We start from the raw sequence: 14,149 nt of genomic DNA on the forward strand, positions 1-14,149 counted from the left end.
CTGGGTCTTTCATGTTCACTCCGATGTGAGGCAACGCAATCGATTGGGTAATCGCGCCAGGCCAGTCCGCGGATATCTGGAGAACTGCGGGTGGACGACACGGGTGTCTGCAAGAACGGGTTCCGCAGGCCTTGTGGCCGATGTCACCCAATCGATTGGGTTGCGGTAGAGGAAACTATAGAATCTGTTGAAGGGGCACGTCAAGCAGCTGCTGAACATTGGTGTCGATCGCATGCGAGCACGCGCGAGATGAAGGGGTCCAGATGAACGACAACAGACCGCCCGAACGCGCCGTCACGTTGAAGGATCTGGCCAGCGAGCTCGGCCTGCACTCCTCGACGGTGTCCCGCATATTGCACTCGGGCACGGACGTCGCGCGGAGCGCAGCCTCTCCGGGGACGGCCGAGCGCGTGCGAGCACTGGCCCGCGAGATGGGCTATTCGCCGGACCCGCAAGCGACGAGCCTGCGAACCCGACGCACACACCTTCTGGGAGTGATCGTCCCCAGGCTCTCCGACCTGGTGCTGGCGATAATGTACGAGGGGATCGAAGAAGCGGCCGCCGAGGCCAACTACTCCACTTTTGTCATGAATTCCCGAGATGACCAGGAACTGCAGCGCCGTAAGACGGAGATCATGTTGGCCCGGCGGGTGGATGGCATGATCTTCGGGGACGCCCATCTCGACGGCAGTCTCCTGGCGGAGCTGTCCGACCGGGGGGTTCCGTTTGTTCTCATGAATCGGCGGGTTCCCGGTTATCCATCGGCCACCTGCGACGATGTTCGGGGAGGCGAGCTCGTCGCTGACCACCTGTGGAGTTCGGGGCACCGCACTGTCTCCGTGATCGCGGGGGAACCCTACGCAAGCACCGCCGTCGACCGGGTGGCGGGTTTTGTCCGCCGCTGGCGGGAGCTAGGCGGCGATATCCCGGACAGCGCGGTCGTGTGGTCTGGCTTCGATACAGTCGGAGGCAGGATCGCGGCGGAGAAGATACTTAAGAATGATGCGCGTCGACCCACCGCGTTGTTCGCAGTCAATGACTTCGCTGCCATCGGCGCTATGGGCGCTGTGCGCTCCCAGGGTTTGCAGGTTGGCCAGGACATGGCCCTTGTCGGATACAACGACACCTCTCTCGCGGCTCAACTTCCGATCTCTTTGTCTTCGGTACACTCCCCCATGCTCGAGATCGGACGCTCCGCGGTGCAGTTGCTTCTTCGTGTTCTCAATGGCGAGCAGGCTGAGTCGATCCGGCTGGAGCCGACGCTCTGCGTGCGTGAGAGCAGCGCATAAGGCGAACTCGAGCACACGACCGGCCAGACGGGCGAGCGCCGCCGACTCCGCCGCCGAGGTTGCCGGTTCCGGTCGAGTTTGCCCGGCGCACCAGGCAAAGTCGACCGGAACCGGCAAACACGCTCGGTCGACCGGCCAAGGTGCGACTGTCCAACCGGGAAACCCCCGCCCCGCGGCGCCGGGCGACGGCCGCGGCCAGGCACGGATGCGCCGGCCTTGTATCGTGAGGCCAGTGAAGTACTCCCTCGCCCTCGTGTTCGCCGCCCTCTTCTGGGCCGGCAATTACGTCGTCGGCGCCGTCGCCGTGCAGTCCATCTCGCCCCTCGACCTCAACTGGTGGCGCTGGACGCTCGCCTCCGTGCCGCTCCTCGTGCTCGCCCAGCTGATCGAGAAGCCCGACTGGCGGGCCGTGCTGCGGCACTGGCCGCGGCTGCTGCTGCTCGCGGCGCTCGGGCTCACCGGGTACACCCTCCTGCTCTACGGGGCGCTGCAGTTCACGACGCCGCAGTCGGCGTCGCTGGTCAACGCGGCCAACCCCGCGGTGATGGTCGTGCTCGCCGCCCTGCTGCTGCACGAGCGGATGGGCTGGCGCGGCATCCTCGGGCTGCTGGTCAGCCTGTTCGGGGTGCTGCTGGTGATCACCGACGGGGCGCTGGCATCCGTCCTGTCGCTGAGGTTCAACCTGGGCGACCTGCTCATGCTCGGCGCGATCGTGGTCTGGAGCCTGTACACGATCTTCGGCCGCGGCCTGAAGGTGCCGCCGATCACCGCGACGGCCGTTCAGGCCGGGATGGTGGCGGTGCTGATGGCGCCGGTAGCGGTGGCCGGCGGGGTGTCCTGGCCGGCCGAGGCGCCCATCGCCTGGGCGCTCGTGTACATCGTGGTCTTCCCGTCGATCGGCTCCTACCTGCTGTGGAACATCGGGGCGCACGGCATGCCGGCGGGCCGCGCCGGCCTCTACCTCAACCTGATCACCGTCTTCACCGTGGTCATCGCCGTCGCCCTGGGCGCGGTGCTCACCGTGCCCCAGCTGCTCGGCGGACTGATCGTCTTCGCGGGCGTCGCGCTGAGTTCGCTGCGCCCGGCCCGCACGGATGCGCCGGCGCCGCGGGATGCACCGATTGAGGTCTCCCCGCCCCTGCCTGGCGCGAAGAAACCCTAGCGAGCGCGCTCCACGTCTTCCCGGGAGTGAGCGGCGAGCAGCTGGCTTGCGCGCTGATGTGAGACCCCGAGAACCGTTCCAACGTCTGCCAGGGTTAGGCCCTGATGCCTCAGCGCTGCCGCGGCTGCGCGCAATTCCCTCGCCGCGTCCTGGCGCAGTCGCAATTCGTCACGCCGCAGGTCCGCTGCCCTTCGTCGATGAGCCTCAATTTCTAAAGGCAGAACATACTCGACTTCAAGATCGACGTTCGCCTCACCGGTCATGATTTCAACCAGGTCCCGAGCCATCGTGGGGATTTCAGATGCGTGTCTTGCTTGCGTGGCGCGAGAGATCTCGCGCACTTCGACATGCCAGAATCGCCCGACGGGTGAAGCCATGGCGTGATACGTGGTCACTTCCACCATCTCCTTCCAAGCTTTGGTTCGCACTCCTTGAAAATGCTTTCAGCGGTTAGCTCGTTTATCTCGGTGTGGCGCGGTATGGGAATGATGAGTCCGTCCAGGCTGTACACCTCGTGATTGGCACCCTGTCTGGCGAGCGTCCAGCTCAGATCTGCATCCCTGGCTGCGGCAGCGATTGCCTTCAGCAATTCCCGCCGTTTCATAAACGGTACTCTAGGCCGGGCTTGCAGGGAGCGCAAGACCGATATTGCAAGAGCACGGACGCGTGGCCATTAGCGAATGACAGCCGGCTCCGAGCAAGGGCGCGTCGTTGCGGCCGGTGACGCTCGGGACAACCCCTAACCCACCCGCGTGAGCACCGTGAACGACATCGTCTTGTTCGACCCGTTGATGCAGGTCTGGTAGAGCAGGTCGTACCCCCGCGGGATGTTGCCGGTGCCCTGCGTGTTCGCGTTGAGCACCGCGGCGACCCCGCCCACCCGGTAGGTGCCGGACAGCACGCCCGACAGCGTGATCAGGCCCGAGCTCGGGAAGCGGGACCCGCCGCAGCCCCAGTGCTCGCCGATCACGCGCACGCCGTAGCGCCCGGTGAGGTCGACCGCGCCGTTGCAGGCATCGATCTGGGCCTGCCAGCCCGCCGTCCAGACGTACGTGGTGAACCGGGGCGTGCCGGCAGGCTGCCCCGCCACGGCCGGCGCCTGACCTGCCGAGAATCGGCTGGTGATCCCCTCGGCCCGGATGCCGTCCGCCAGCGTCGCGCGCGGCGCCGGGCCATCCACCTCGCCCAGGTATTGGGCTTCCGCCACCGCCACAGCCCCGGCCGTGACGTGGTTGGCCCCGAAGGCGACGTTGCCCGCCGCCAGGGCCAGCGGCACGGCGAGCATCGCAATGGCCGCGAGTGCGCGGCGGCGCACCGGGTGGCGGCCGGGCAGGCGAAGCGGGCGGGACGAAGTACTCATCAGCAGTCCCCTTTCGGGAAGGGACGCGTGGCGGGTGGTTCGATGCCGCTCAGTCAACTCCGCAACAGCAGAACATGACAAGTGCTCAGGTATAAGGAAGCGCTGCGCGCCTACCCCCCGTTATGGTCACACGGGCACGCCGCCGCCGTGCGGAAAACCCGCACAGGGGCCAGCACAACGGCTCGGCTACACAGCGGCCGGCTACACAGAGGTCAGCTACACCGAGGTCAGAGGCTCCCGAGCCACATCGTCACGGCCGGCATCGAGTCCTCGATCTTGAGCGTGACCACGCCGTAGCTCACCACCCAGAGCAGCACCATGACGCCGATCGGCAGCAGACCGCGGCCGACGCGCCGGCGCACGACGATCGAGCGGCCGAGCACGTACAGCTCCACCGACAGGAAGGACCAGGCCCAGTGGAACGGACGATCGATGCCGTCGAACCGCAGCCCCCGCCAGTCGACGTACGCGAAGATGAGCGAGGCGATCCGCGCGGCGAGGGCGAGGGCATACAGGAAGTAGAAGTCCGGGTTGAGAAGGGCCAGCCACGATGTGACCGAGAGGTCGACCATGGTGGACAACCCCGACGTGAATCCGATCAGGAACCCGGTCAGGTCGAACGCCACGAGCGCGAACAGGGAGAGAAGGGGAAGCCCCACGATCATCCAGATGGATGCGCTGTAGACGGGCATCGCGGACTCCCGCAGCGACACGCGGGCGGCCGGGTTGTTCGCCGCCGCGGGGTCGATCAGGTGTTCGGTCCACCTCGCGCCGTCCCACCAGCGCTGTCGGGGGGCCCCTGACGGGTCCGGGTACCAGCCTGCTTGCGTGGAGATGGTTCCTGCCGTGTCGGTCACGAGGGCTCCTTGATGTTCGGGTGCGGCCAGCATAGAGGGCCGGCGGCACCGCGCCTCAGCCCCCTATTGGGGGATATCGGCAGTCCCGATCAGCGGTTACCCGCGCAGGATGTCGCGCCCCGCGAGCCTCTGCACGTCGCGGGCCGACCAGCCCCGCGTCGCCGGCTCGTCGAAGAGCGCCGGGCAGGAGGCAGGATTCATAGAATGAGCTCGTGGATGTGTACACGTGGGTCAATCTCGGGCTCGTGCTGCTTTTCGTGCTGATCGGCGGGGTGTTCGCCGCCACGGAGATTGCGTTGGTGTCCCTGAGGGAGAGCCAGCTGCACGGGCTGCGGAAGCAAGGAAGTCGCGGGGCCAAGGTTGCCTCGCTCGCGCGTGACCCCAACCGGTTCCTCGCGGCGGTCCAAATCGGCGTTACGGTGGCCGGCTTCCTCTCCGCCGCCTATGGGGCGTCAACGCTGGCCCCGGATGTCGCCCCGCTGCTGAAAGCGCTCGGCCTGTCCGCGGGGGCGGCGGACGTGCTGGCCCTGATCGGCATGACGCTGCTGATCGCGTACCTGTCGCTCGTGCTCGGCGAACTCGTGCCCAAGCGGCTTGCGCTGCAGAGCGCGGCCGGTTTCTCGCTCGCGCTTGCCCCGCCGCTTCTGGTCTTCGCTGCACTGATGCGACCGGTGATCTGGTTTCTTTCCGTGTCAACGAACGGCGTCGTGAGGATCTTCGGCGGAGACCCGCACGCCAGGAAGGAGGAAATGTCCGTCGAGGAGCTCCGAGATCTGCTCGGCGCCCACCCAGGGCTCGAAGTCGATGAACGAAAAATCCTCGGTGAAGTCCTCACGGCAGCGGATCGAACCGTCGGAGAAGTGATGCGCCATCGCGCGGATGTCGCCTTCCTGATCGGCACCCAGACGATCCCCGAGGCGATCGGCCAGGTACGGGCGATGCCGTACACGCGCTACCCGCTCATCGGCCAATCCGTTGACGACGTGATCGGTTTCGTGCACGTGCGCGATCTTCTCGACCCGGAGGGGAACCGCGGCGCGAGGACGGTCGCCGACCTCGCGCGGCCGATCGTGTTTCTTCCGGGCACGAACCGCATCCTGCCTGCCATGACCCAGCTGCGACGCGCCGGAATACACATGGCCGTCGTGATCGACGAATACGGGGGAACCGATGGCATCGTGACGCTCGAGGACCTCGTCGAAGAGCTCGTCGGCGAGATGCGGGATGAGCGTGACGCCCCCGAGGCGGCGGCCGTGCGCCGCTCCGACGAATCCGGTGCGGCGCTGATCGTGGATGGAAGCGTGAACATCGAGGACTTCGCGGAGCTCACCGGGATCGAACTCGAGGACGGCCCGTACGAGACTGCGGCCGGCTTCATCACGGCTCGCCTGGGCCGCCTGCCCGTCGTCGGCGACACGGTCACCGTCGGCGCGCGCCGGCTCAGGGTTGCCGCCATGGAGCGGCTCCGAATCACCACCATCGAGGTACTCGCTCCTTGAGGGGCGGGAGCCATTCAGGACCTGCAGGTCCCTGACCGGAAACCGGTCGCCTCGATGTTTATGACCTGTTCGGCTTTCAGGCCCCGGCCGAGGTGGTCGGCCAGGCCCAGCCGCGGGTGACGACGAGCTCGTGGATGGAGTTGGCGACGGTGGCCGCGTATCCGGCCACCTCGGGGCTGCCGGTCGTCCGGCCGGCCGCGTCGGCGAACGCTGCGGCCAGGTTCGACCGGATATAGGCGACCCGCTCGGCGGCCAGGTCGGCCGGGATACGGAGCCTGGTGGCCGCTTTGAGTAGCTCCGGCAGGCCGATGGCGTCAAGGGTGTACTCGTCGTCGAGCATCATCGCCGAGCGCAGCGGTTCCCGGGACGAGTACGTCGCGTGGGTGCCGACGTCGTAGAGCGGGGCGAGGGTGGCGCGTCGGCCGGAGAGGAGCATGGAGAAGTTCTTGGCGTGGGCGTCGGTGCAGGCGGCGGAGACGTTGAACACGAGGGCGTCGAAGAATCGGCGGCGGCTGTCGGCCGCGTCGCGGGGGTCGGCGAGGTTGTCGAACAGGGCCGCGACCTGGTTCACGCCGGGGCCGCCGTCCTGCTGGTATTTCCGGGCCGGGGCGACGGAGAGCGCCTGGCAGAGGTCCTCCTGGTGCAGCCGGGCCCACCGGCCCCTGAGCTTCCGCCGGTCGTAGCGGGTGGAGACAAACACCCGGTCGCCCCGGTCGGTGGTCATCAGCTCGTGCCTGGACACGGCCAGGCCGAGTATCTGGGCGGCGGCCATCGTTACATGCTCGTTCACGTCATGGTCGGTGTAGGGCGGGACGGCCGGTTTCAGGATGTGGGTGGTGGGGGTCGAGTCCCTCGGGGTGCCCCAGGTGCCGTCCTCGAACCGGAACAGGGCCACCTTGGGCTGGGCGCCGGGAAGGGACCAGTGCATTTCGGCGCGCTGCTGCCCCCAGGTGTCACGGTGCTCGATGAGGTCCGCGATGACCTCGCCCACCTCGGCGTCGGTCAGCGGGGTGACATCGCCCTGCCGGGTGGCGGCGTCGGGCGAGTCCTCCCCCGGCGGGAGCACCTGGACGGCGCCGGCGGCGTCCCGGCCCACATGGGCGAGGAGGCCGAAGGCGTTCCGGGCTGAGGTGTGGTGCTCGGCGGCGAGCTGGTCGAGCTTGGTGGGGCTGTCGGGGAGGAGGCCTTGGAGGAACGGCAGGACGACCCTGTTGGGGTGTTCCCGGCGGGTCAGCGGCATCGACAGGGACAGCGGGGTGGGACCGCGACGCTCGAGGCGGTAGGCGTCGTCGTACTGGAACGTGGTGTTGCCCTGGGCGCTCTGGTGCAGCGTCCCGGCGTGGGTGCCGTCGAGGTAGACGCTGAGCTCGCGTGCCATCAGCGGTCCAGGTCCCGGAACACGTCGTCGAGGGCGCTGTCGCTCTCGTCCTCCGGGGTGTCTGTAAGGTCGACGTGCAGGTGGAGGGTGTTCAGCACGGTGAAGACCCGGCCGAGGGACGAGCTGGGGTTGCCTGCCTCGAAGTCGAGCAGCCAGTCTCGGGTGACGCCGGCGGCGTCGGCCAGGGCCTGCTGGGTCATCCCGAGGGTTTCGCGTTTCTGGCGCGCTGCGGCGCCGAGGTCCCGGGCGGTGTACACGTCCATGCGGCTCCCTCCGATGTGGGCAACAACCCACATGACTCATTGTGGGTCATAGCCCACATCCCGTCAAGTGGGTTATAACCCACATTTTTGAATGTGGGGTATTTCCCACACAGTCGGTGCCACCCGGCGTCGGCGTCGCCGCGTCGCGACCGGCGTCCTGTTCCTCGAGGACATCATCGAGGAGCTCATCGGAGAGATCGAAGACGCCACCACCGTCTGACCTGCGCTGGGTGTCGCCTCATGCGTTGGTTGTGGACCAATGCGCGGGTAGTGCGCCGCTACGCGCGTGATGCGCCACCCGCGAAGCGGCGCGCCGCCCGCGCAACTCGAAATCTCCGGTGGCGCGGCCCCTGGCGGTCATATTCCGGCGCCAGATGAGGGCTAGCATCGCCGTGCCCCGCAGGACACGCGGCGATCTCCATGGGCGGGTCACCCGCAAACGGACAAGGAGCTAGCAATGAGCACCTCACAGAGTTCCGCTTCCGGGCGATCCAGCCTGGCTGGAGCCATGAGCGCCGCTTTCGGTCTCAGCGGGATTGCAGCGCTGGTGTGGTTGTGGGTGCTGACGGCGACGCCCCTCGACCCGGCGAACTGGGTACGAATCCTGGGGCTGGCCTTCCTCCCCGTCGGCGTCGTGGGCGCGGTCATCGCCGGGACAGCCGGCCTGCGCACTTCCGGCCGACGCTATGCGCTTGTCGGGCTCAGTGCGGCCGCCGTGACGGTGATCGGGTTTGTTCTCCTGATCACCATGTACGGCTAGCGGCTCCCCGGCCAGAGCGGCTCCGTCGCCGCATCCTCCACCGCACGCATCACGCGCAGGATGTTGCGCCCCGCGAGCTTCTGCAGGTCGCCGGCCGACCAGCCCCGGGTCGCCAGCTCGTCGAACAGCGCCGGGTAGGTGCTCACGTCTTCCAGGCCCTGCGGCTGCACCGGCGTGCCGTCATAGTCGCCGCCGATGCCGATGTGGTCGACCCCGGCCACTGCGCGGGCGTGCTCGACGTGGTCGGCCACGTCGGCCAGAGTGGCGTCCGGCCGAGCAGACACGAACCCCGGCACGAACGTGACCTGCAGCACGCCGCCGTTGTCGGCGAGCTTCTCCAGCACGCGGTCCGTCACGTTCCGCGGGTGATCGGTCACCGCCCGTGCCGAGGAGTGCGAGAAGATCACCGGGGCCGTCGTCGCCGCCAGCACGTCGAGCTGGGTGGATTCCGCCGTGTGCGAGAGGTCCACGATCATCCCGATCCGGTTCATCTCCGCCACGATCGCCCGGCCAGTGTCGTTCAGCCCGGTCGTCTGCCGCAGGCCGGTCGCCGAGGCCGCCCAGGCGGTGTCGTCGTTGTGGGTGAGGGTCATGTAGCGCACGCCCAGACGGGCGAACATCCGCAGCGCCCCGAGGGATTCGGCGATCGAGTGCCCGCCCTCGATGCCCATCAGCGAGGCGATCCGCCCCGACGCCCAGACCCGCTCCAGCTCGTACGCCGTGGCAGCGAAGCCGAAGACCTGCGGATACGCGGTGACGAGCCGGTAGACCGCGTCCACCTGCTCGAGGGTCGCGACGACCGCCGCCTGCTCGGGCAGATCCGACGGCACCCACACCGACCAGAACTGCGCGCCCACGTTGCCCTGCCGCAGCCGCGGGATATCCGTCTGCAACTCCGCCCGCACGGCGTCGAGGCCCGCCACCGAGTACCCGGCACTCACGCGCAGCGCGTCCGGCAGGTCATTGTGCCCGTCAATCAGGGGGACGCCGGCCAGTAACTCGTTCATCCGATCGCGCATCACCCAATTCTCCTGCACGGGGCTGCCGCTCGGGACGAACCGGGCACTCTCTAGTCCGCGGAGAAGAAGACCGCCCACACCGCAAGCGCGAACGCCGCGTAGACGGCGAAGATGGCGATGGGCCACGCGCACACGCCAGCCCTCAATCCATCAAGGAAATCCGCCGATTGGATAGGGTGAATTTCCGAGGGGGAACCATGCCGAACGCTTCCACTGCCGCATCGAAGGCGCCTCTGCGGCGCGCCCTCATTGGCGAGCTCGACAGCGTCGAGCAGTCGCACGCGTATGCCGGCGTGGGTGTGGCCGCTCAAACGATCGCCGAGGCCCGTATCCTCGGGATGATTCGCACCGGCGTGCTCCTGTCGGAAAACGTGCTCATCACCGACTCCATGCTCCTCGACGGCGTCTTCTTCCTCTCGGTCGGCCCGACGGAACTCGCGGCGCGGCTCGGGCGCACCGGCCTCCCCCTGCCCCTGATCCTCTCGACTCTCAGCGGATCCCTGCGAGCGGCGCTCGAGGCAAAGGAAGCCGACCCGACATTCACCTGGCAGCTGCGTAAGCACGGCTTCCTCGGCGGGGGCGACGGTGCTTGGCCGCCGCCGCGCGTCCGGGCGGCCTGGGACGCATGGATCGACGCCTCGGAGCGAGGTCTCCTCCCCCTGGATACCGATCACGTGCAGGGTCCGTTCGATCCCGCGATCAGGCGCGCCCTCCTCACCGGCGTCGACCGCCCGGCGAACCTCTCGGAGCCGGCGGCCGGCCTGTTGGCGGTCGGGACGACCCTGACCAGGCGCAGCACTTTCACAACCACCCACGACGCGGCCGTGCAACTCTCACCCCAGGTGACCGACTTCGATGCCGTGCACACCTGGTGGAATGACGCCTACCTCGACGCGCTCGCGCAGGTCACCAACGCGGACTGGATCCGGTTCAAGCCGCGCGCGACAGCAGATCCGCTCGACAAAGGGCGCGGCGACGCGTCCCGGCGCAGGTTCCATTTCTCCGGATCGGTCATCGACACCATGACGGCCGCCCCGCCCACCGTGTTCGCGAGCCTGCACTATGCCGTGAGCCCGCAGCGGGCCCGGCTGGCCAAGAGCCCCAGCCAATCGGCGGTCAACGGGATCGGGTATGCGGTGCGCCAGCACCTCGCGATCCCATCGCGACGCGAAGTGGTCACCAGCAGCGCCATCCGGTTCCTGCTTGCGGCAATCGCTCTCACTGTGGGGCTCCCTTTCGTTCCGGAGCGCTGGGACTGGATTGAGACCGCGTGGATCCTCGCGCTGGTCGCCCTCGCGTCGATGCCCTGGGGAACCCTGCTGACGATCTGGCAGACATCACGGCTCAGCCTGCGTGGCGTAATCTCCGTGAGCGCAGGCCGGCGATGAGCGAGCCCGAAACCGTCTACCTGTGGGAGGACTCCCCCCGACTCGAACTCACCCGGCAGCAGGTCACCCTGCCGTCGGGCCTCACTTTCACCTCGCACACACTGATCGCCCAGAACGGCAGGCCCGGTGTCGTGGTGATCGCCGGAGATGCCGAGCGCATTCTCCTGGTGCGCCAGTTCCGCCCCGGGCCGGGCGCGGAGCTTCTTGAGCTGCCCCGCGGGTTCGGCGAGAACGACCCGAGCGCGTTCGACTCGGCCGAGGCAGCCCAATGCGCCGATGCCGAGCGAGAGCTACTCGAGGAGACCGGGTACCGGGCAAGCGATTCCCGGGTGCTCGGCGGCTACGTCACCGACAGCGCCCTGCTGCCCGGCCGTGTCGCCGTCGTTACAGCGACAGTCGACCCCGCCCAGCACCCGGCCGCCCTCGACGGCGAGGTCAACGCCGTCGTCTGGGTGCAACGTACCGCCCTGAAACCGATGACGCGTCGCGGCGAGTTCTCGGATGCGCACACCCTCGCGGCGCTCGCGCTCCTCTTCGCTGACGAGTGACGCGCCGCCGGTCAGGAGCCGGATACCGCCAGCATCAGGGCCGGCATCGCCTCCTCGAACTTGACCCCGAGCACGACGATTTCCAGCACGATCAGCGCAGCCAGGGCGCCGATCGGCCACAGCCCGCGGCCGGCCTGCCGGTTCACCACAACCGAACGTCCGATCACATAGACCACCACTGAGAGGATGGCCCACGCCCAGCGGAATCGGCGCTCGAACGCGTCGGCGAGCAGTCTCCGCCAGTCGAGGAACGCGAAGATCACCGAGGCGACGTAGATGGCGAAGCCGAGGCCCTGCAGGAACACGTAGTCCAGGTTGACGACGGCCAGGCCTGACGTGGCGCCGATCAGGTACTCCGTCATGTCGAACGAGGCAACCGCGAACAGCGAGAGCAGGGGCAGCCCGATGATCATCCAGATCGAGGCGCTGTAGACGGGCGTGGCCGGCCCGACGACCGGCCTATGCACGGCCCCGTACTTCTCCAGCGCGGGGTCGTGCAGGTGTTCGGTCCACTTGGCCCCGTCCCACCACTGCTGCCGGAGCGCTCCGGAGGGGTCGGCGTACCAGCCGCCCGGTCTCCTGGCCCCTACGGCCTACCCGACGCGGCTCAGCACGGGCTCATCCGACACAGGGCCCCGGACTGGCGGTAACGCCGGCCCGTTCTCGGACTCGGGCTCGGGCTGCCTCTTGTTGATGAAGTAGAAGACCGCCCAAACGGCCAGGGCGAAAGCCGCGTAGCCAGCGAAGATGGCGATCCACAGCATCAGGGGTTCCGGCACCGTCTCCCATGATTTCGGCATGGGCACCAGCACGAAGGAGTACACGGCAAGCCCAGCCGCGTAGACGAGCGCCCACACCCAGCGCTTCCAGGCCCAGAGGGATGCCCCGCTCAGGAACGCGAGCGGCAGCAGGGCGATCGGCACGGTCGAGATGGCCTCCACGACGAGCACGCTCGCGAGCTCTCCGAGCGCGAGCCGAGCGTCGTAGAGGGCGCCGGAGATCGGCAAGATGAACGCGTCAGGGATCCCGCTGAGGCCGAAGGCCGATTTCAGCGTGGACCCGACTAATGCGCTGTAGCCGACCCACGCTCCGAGACCAATGACGATCAGGTAGGCGGCGCCGACCGTTGTGACCGCCGCGCTGCGCGCTTTGGACAGGCGGCTGCCGAAGTCGATCGCCAGCACCGTACCGAAGATCAGCGCCGGCTCGACGTGGAGGAATTTCGCAAACAGCACGGTCACGAGAATGAGGACAAGGAACAGCGGCCGCGCTGTCAACCGAGGGCGTTCCGCGCCGGTTCGCCGTCGCGTCACCAGCCAGGCAAAGAATGTGCCGCCCAAGTTGACGATGAGGAACGCGACGAACAAGGTAAGGATCAGCCTGAGCGACATCCAGTTCACCCCGAAATCAGGCTCGGCGAAGCTGGCGATGACTGCGCCCGCGACCAGCACGGGGACCGACCACCAGCCGGACACCCCGCCGAAGATTCGCTGCACCACGAGCGGCCTCTTGCGATCGGCCACGATGTCATCGACGGGCCGTGCCCCGCTCCGCTTGGCGCGACGCCCAGCGGGAAGCAGCCAGCGGAAGAAGCCGGCGATCCTCGAGTGCTTGTCCGAGACAACCGAGTTGAGCATCTCCGTAGGCAGGGCGATCAGGATGGCCAGCACGAGCGCCAGCGCGACTGTGAGGCCGACGTGGAGCGCCAAGGCTTCCGCATCCTCCGTCTGATCCAGTGGTTTGAGTGTGCTGAAGACTGAAGGGTCGAACGCGGACCCCTTCTCGACGTCCCGACTCTGCAACAACATTTCGCTGGCTGGAGGGGAAGGAACCGTCACTGTGAAGTAGACGGGGGCGGAGGCATCGTACGGGCAGCCGCCACCGGCCCATTTGCCGCCCTCCCAAACCTTCAGAGCGCATCCGGGATTGCGCACGGTGGGGTTTCCGCTCGCGGGAGTGGACAGTCCAATCACAAAAAGTTCGTGCGTGCCTGGTCCGACCACGTCCAGAGGAATGTCGATGACGCGGTAGCCCGCATTGTCGATCGAAGCACGCTCCACTTTCCATTCCGATGCGTCGCGGCAGGCGCGCACTTCGTCGTCGATCGTCGACGTCGACCACGAGTCCTGGTCGAGGGATTCGTTCGCAAGTTCGAACTCGGCATGAGTGGCGAATTGGTCCAGGAATCCCTTCATCGCCCCTTGCACGCATTCCCTGGACTGCCCGGCCGCAGCTTGGGCTTCTTCCGGGGACCCCCACACCCCGAGATCGCGTTCCCAGCTGCCGATATACGCTTCGGGCACATCCAGCGTTACCTGCCAGAACCAAGAACCGTCGATCGCCTGATCCAGCTCGACACCGCTCGCCGCTGGCGACACGACTACCGGCTCTTCCGCGCTTTGGGCGAAGGCCGGAGCGGCCGAGGCGATCGCACCGAGCACGAGGCTGGCTGCCACCGCCGATCGCACGGCAAAATGACGTCGACGAGACATGTACGAGTACCCCCATGAGCTTCAGCTCTTTTGTGCTGCCTCCCAGAGGCTAGTGAGAGCGTGAGACCTCACAGCGCCAGCGGCTGGCCCCAGTCAGGGGTGCACTTGTCGCTATGACGGGCCGGTGACCGGCT

The 14,149-nt window shown here is 67.6% G+C and carries 16 protein-coding genes; 7 read left to right on the top strand and 9 right to left on the bottom strand.

The features are described 5' to 3' along the window. The first annotated feature begins 263 nt into the window (after positions 1 to 263). Entirely contained in the window at positions 264 to 1,289 is a 1,026-nt protein-coding gene (locus tag E3T33_RS11265; protein WP_092322874.1) for a LacI family DNA-binding transcriptional regulator, read from the top strand. Positions 1,290 to 1,521: 232 nt separating this feature from the next. Beyond that, the gene (locus tag E3T33_RS11270; RefSeq protein WP_092322872.1) at positions 1,522 to 2,451 is read left to right on the top strand and encodes a DMT family transporter; all 930 of its coding nucleotides are present in this window, start codon (positions 1,522 to 1,524) and stop codon (positions 2,449 to 2,451) included. On the opposite strand, the gene E3T33_RS11275 is transcribed toward E3T33_RS11270, so the two are convergent. The 4 genes from E3T33_RS11275 to E3T33_RS11290 all read right to left on the bottom strand — a co-directional run bounded on the left by E3T33_RS11275 (position 2,448) and on the right by E3T33_RS11290 (position 4,668). Further along, positions 2,448 to 2,846, bottom strand: a complete 399-nt coding sequence (locus tag E3T33_RS11275; RefSeq protein WP_134575323.1) for a hypothetical protein — start codon at positions 2,844 to 2,846, stop codon at positions 2,448 to 2,450. The two genes, E3T33_RS11270 and E3T33_RS11275, sit on opposite strands and share 4 nt — an antisense overlap. Then, positions 2,843 to 3,055 carry a hypothetical protein gene (locus E3T33_RS11280; RefSeq protein ID WP_134575324.1) on the bottom strand — a complete coding sequence of 71 codons (213 nt, stop codon included), beginning with the start codon at positions 3,053 to 3,055 and terminating at the stop codon, positions 2,843 to 2,845. The genes E3T33_RS11275 and E3T33_RS11280 overlap by 4 nt, the downstream gene beginning before the upstream one ends. Positions 3,056 to 3,190: 135 nt before the next feature. Next, entirely contained in the window at positions 3,191 to 3,811 is a 621-nt protein-coding gene (locus E3T33_RS11285) for a hypothetical protein (RefSeq protein ID WP_092322869.1), read from the bottom strand. Positions 3,812 to 4,038: 227 nt separating this feature from the next. After that, positions 4,039 to 4,668: a DUF2510 domain-containing protein gene (locus E3T33_RS11290; protein ID WP_166784474.1), complete on the bottom strand. Its 630-nt coding sequence runs from the start codon at positions 4,666 to 4,668 to the stop codon at positions 4,039 to 4,041. Positions 4,669 to 4,880: 212 nt separating this feature from the next. Here E3T33_RS11290 and E3T33_RS11295 point away from each other — a divergent pair, with 212 nt between their 5' ends. Further along, complete coding sequence (locus E3T33_RS11295; RefSeq protein WP_134575325.1) at positions 4,881 to 6,167, top strand: hemolysin family protein; 1,287 nt, start codon at positions 4,881 to 4,883, stop codon at positions 6,165 to 6,167. Between the two features lie 76 nt (positions 6,168 to 6,243). On the opposite strand, the gene E3T33_RS11300 is transcribed toward E3T33_RS11295, so the two are convergent. Then, the gene (locus E3T33_RS11300) at positions 6,244 to 7,545 is read right to left on the bottom strand and encodes a HipA domain-containing protein (RefSeq protein WP_134575326.1); all 1,302 of its coding nucleotides are present in this window, start codon (positions 7,543 to 7,545) and stop codon (positions 6,244 to 6,246) included. Next, a complete protein-coding gene (locus E3T33_RS11305; RefSeq protein ID WP_166784475.1) occupies positions 7,545 to 7,808 on the bottom strand; it encodes a helix-turn-helix domain-containing protein in 264 nt (87 codons plus the stop codon). The genes E3T33_RS11300 and E3T33_RS11305 overlap by 1 nt, the downstream gene beginning before the upstream one ends. A gap of 91 nt (positions 7,809 to 7,899) precedes the next feature. Between E3T33_RS11305 and E3T33_RS15685 the strand changes: the two genes are divergently transcribed. Both E3T33_RS15685 and E3T33_RS11310 read left to right on the top strand, forming a co-directional pair. Beyond that, positions 7,900 to 8,028 carry a hypothetical protein gene (locus E3T33_RS15685; protein WP_255452816.1) on the top strand — a complete coding sequence of 43 codons (129 nt, stop codon included), beginning with the start codon at positions 7,900 to 7,902 and terminating at the stop codon, positions 8,026 to 8,028. 237 nt (positions 8,029 to 8,265) lie between these two features. Continuing rightward, a complete protein-coding gene (locus tag E3T33_RS11310; RefSeq protein ID WP_134575327.1) occupies positions 8,266 to 8,568 on the top strand; it encodes a hypothetical protein in 303 nt (100 codons plus the stop codon). On the opposite strand, the gene E3T33_RS11315 is transcribed toward E3T33_RS11310, so the two are convergent. Next, positions 8,565 to 9,575, bottom strand: coding sequence for a dipeptidase (locus E3T33_RS11315; RefSeq protein ID WP_241982920.1), 1,011 nt, complete (start codon positions 9,573 to 9,575; stop codon positions 8,565 to 8,567). The genes E3T33_RS11310 and E3T33_RS11315 overlap by 4 nt on opposite strands. Positions 9,576 to 9,784: 209 nt before the next feature. Between E3T33_RS11315 and E3T33_RS11320 the strand changes: the two genes are divergently transcribed. Then, positions 9,785 to 10,975: a hypothetical protein gene (locus E3T33_RS11320; protein WP_092322858.1), complete on the top strand. Its 1,191-nt coding sequence runs from the start codon at positions 9,785 to 9,787 to the stop codon at positions 10,973 to 10,975. Then, positions 10,972 to 11,523, top strand: coding sequence for an NUDIX hydrolase (locus tag E3T33_RS11325; RefSeq protein WP_092322857.1), 552 nt, complete (start codon positions 10,972 to 10,974; stop codon positions 11,521 to 11,523). The genes E3T33_RS11320 and E3T33_RS11325 overlap by 4 nt, the downstream gene beginning before the upstream one ends. A gap of 11 nt (positions 11,524 to 11,534) precedes the next feature. On the opposite strand, the gene E3T33_RS11330 is transcribed toward E3T33_RS11325, so the two are convergent. Together E3T33_RS11330 and E3T33_RS11335 are read right to left on the bottom strand one after the other, a co-directional pair. Then, positions 11,535 to 11,990 (bottom strand): hypothetical protein, encoded by a 456-nt coding sequence (locus E3T33_RS11330; protein WP_241982921.1) that lies wholly within the window; start codon positions 11,988 to 11,990, stop codon positions 11,535 to 11,537. 126 nt (positions 11,991 to 12,116) lie between these two features. Next, on the bottom strand, positions 12,117 to 13,979 hold the full coding sequence (locus E3T33_RS11335) for a hypothetical protein (RefSeq protein WP_134575328.1): 1,863 nt from the start codon (positions 13,977 to 13,979) through the stop codon (positions 12,117 to 12,119). Between the last annotated feature and the right edge of the window lie 170 nt (positions 13,980 to 14,149).

Source organism: Cryobacterium sp. TMT1-2-1, from assembly GCF_004403955.1.
Classification (GTDB): Bacteria; Actinomycetota; Actinomycetes; order Actinomycetales; family Microbacteriaceae; genus Cryobacterium; species Cryobacterium psychrotolerans.

What these genes read in the sequence shown, in the direction of transcription:
- E3T33_RS11265 (WP_092322874.1), top strand. Translation starts at nt 264, where the DNA reads ATGAACGACAACAGACCGCCCGAACGCGCCGTCACGTTGAAGGATCTG.
- E3T33_RS11280 (WP_134575324.1), bottom strand. Translation starts at nt 3,055, where the DNA reads ATGAAACGGCGGGAATTGCTGAAGGCAATCGCTGCCGCAGCCAGGGAT.
- E3T33_RS11285 (WP_092322869.1), bottom strand. Translation starts at nt 3,811, where the DNA reads ATGAGTACTTCGTCCCGCCCGCTTCGCCTGCCCGGCCGCCACCCGGTG.
- E3T33_RS11300 (WP_134575326.1), bottom strand. Translation starts at nt 7,545, where the DNA reads ATGGCACGCGAGCTCAGCGTCTACCTCGACGGCACCCACGCCGGGACG.
- E3T33_RS11305 (WP_166784475.1), bottom strand. Translation starts at nt 7,808, where the DNA reads ATGGACGTGTACACCGCCCGGGACCTCGGCGCCGCAGCGCGCCAGAAA.
- E3T33_RS15685 (WP_255452816.1), top strand. Translation starts at nt 7,900, where the DNA reads ATGTGGGGTATTTCCCACACAGTCGGTGCCACCCGGCGTCGGCGTCGC.
- E3T33_RS11310 (WP_134575327.1), top strand. Translation starts at nt 8,266, where the DNA reads ATGAGCACCTCACAGAGTTCCGCTTCCGGGCGATCCAGCCTGGCTGGA.
- E3T33_RS11315 (WP_241982920.1), bottom strand. Translation starts at nt 9,575, where the DNA reads ATGAACGAGTTACTGGCCGGCGTCCCCCTGATTGACGGGCACAATGAC.
- E3T33_RS11320 (WP_092322858.1), top strand. Translation starts at nt 9,785, where the DNA reads ATGCCGAACGCTTCCACTGCCGCATCGAAGGCGCCTCTGCGGCGCGCC.
- E3T33_RS11325 (WP_092322857.1), top strand. Translation starts at nt 10,972, where the DNA reads ATGAGCGAGCCCGAAACCGTCTACCTGTGGGAGGACTCCCCCCGACTC.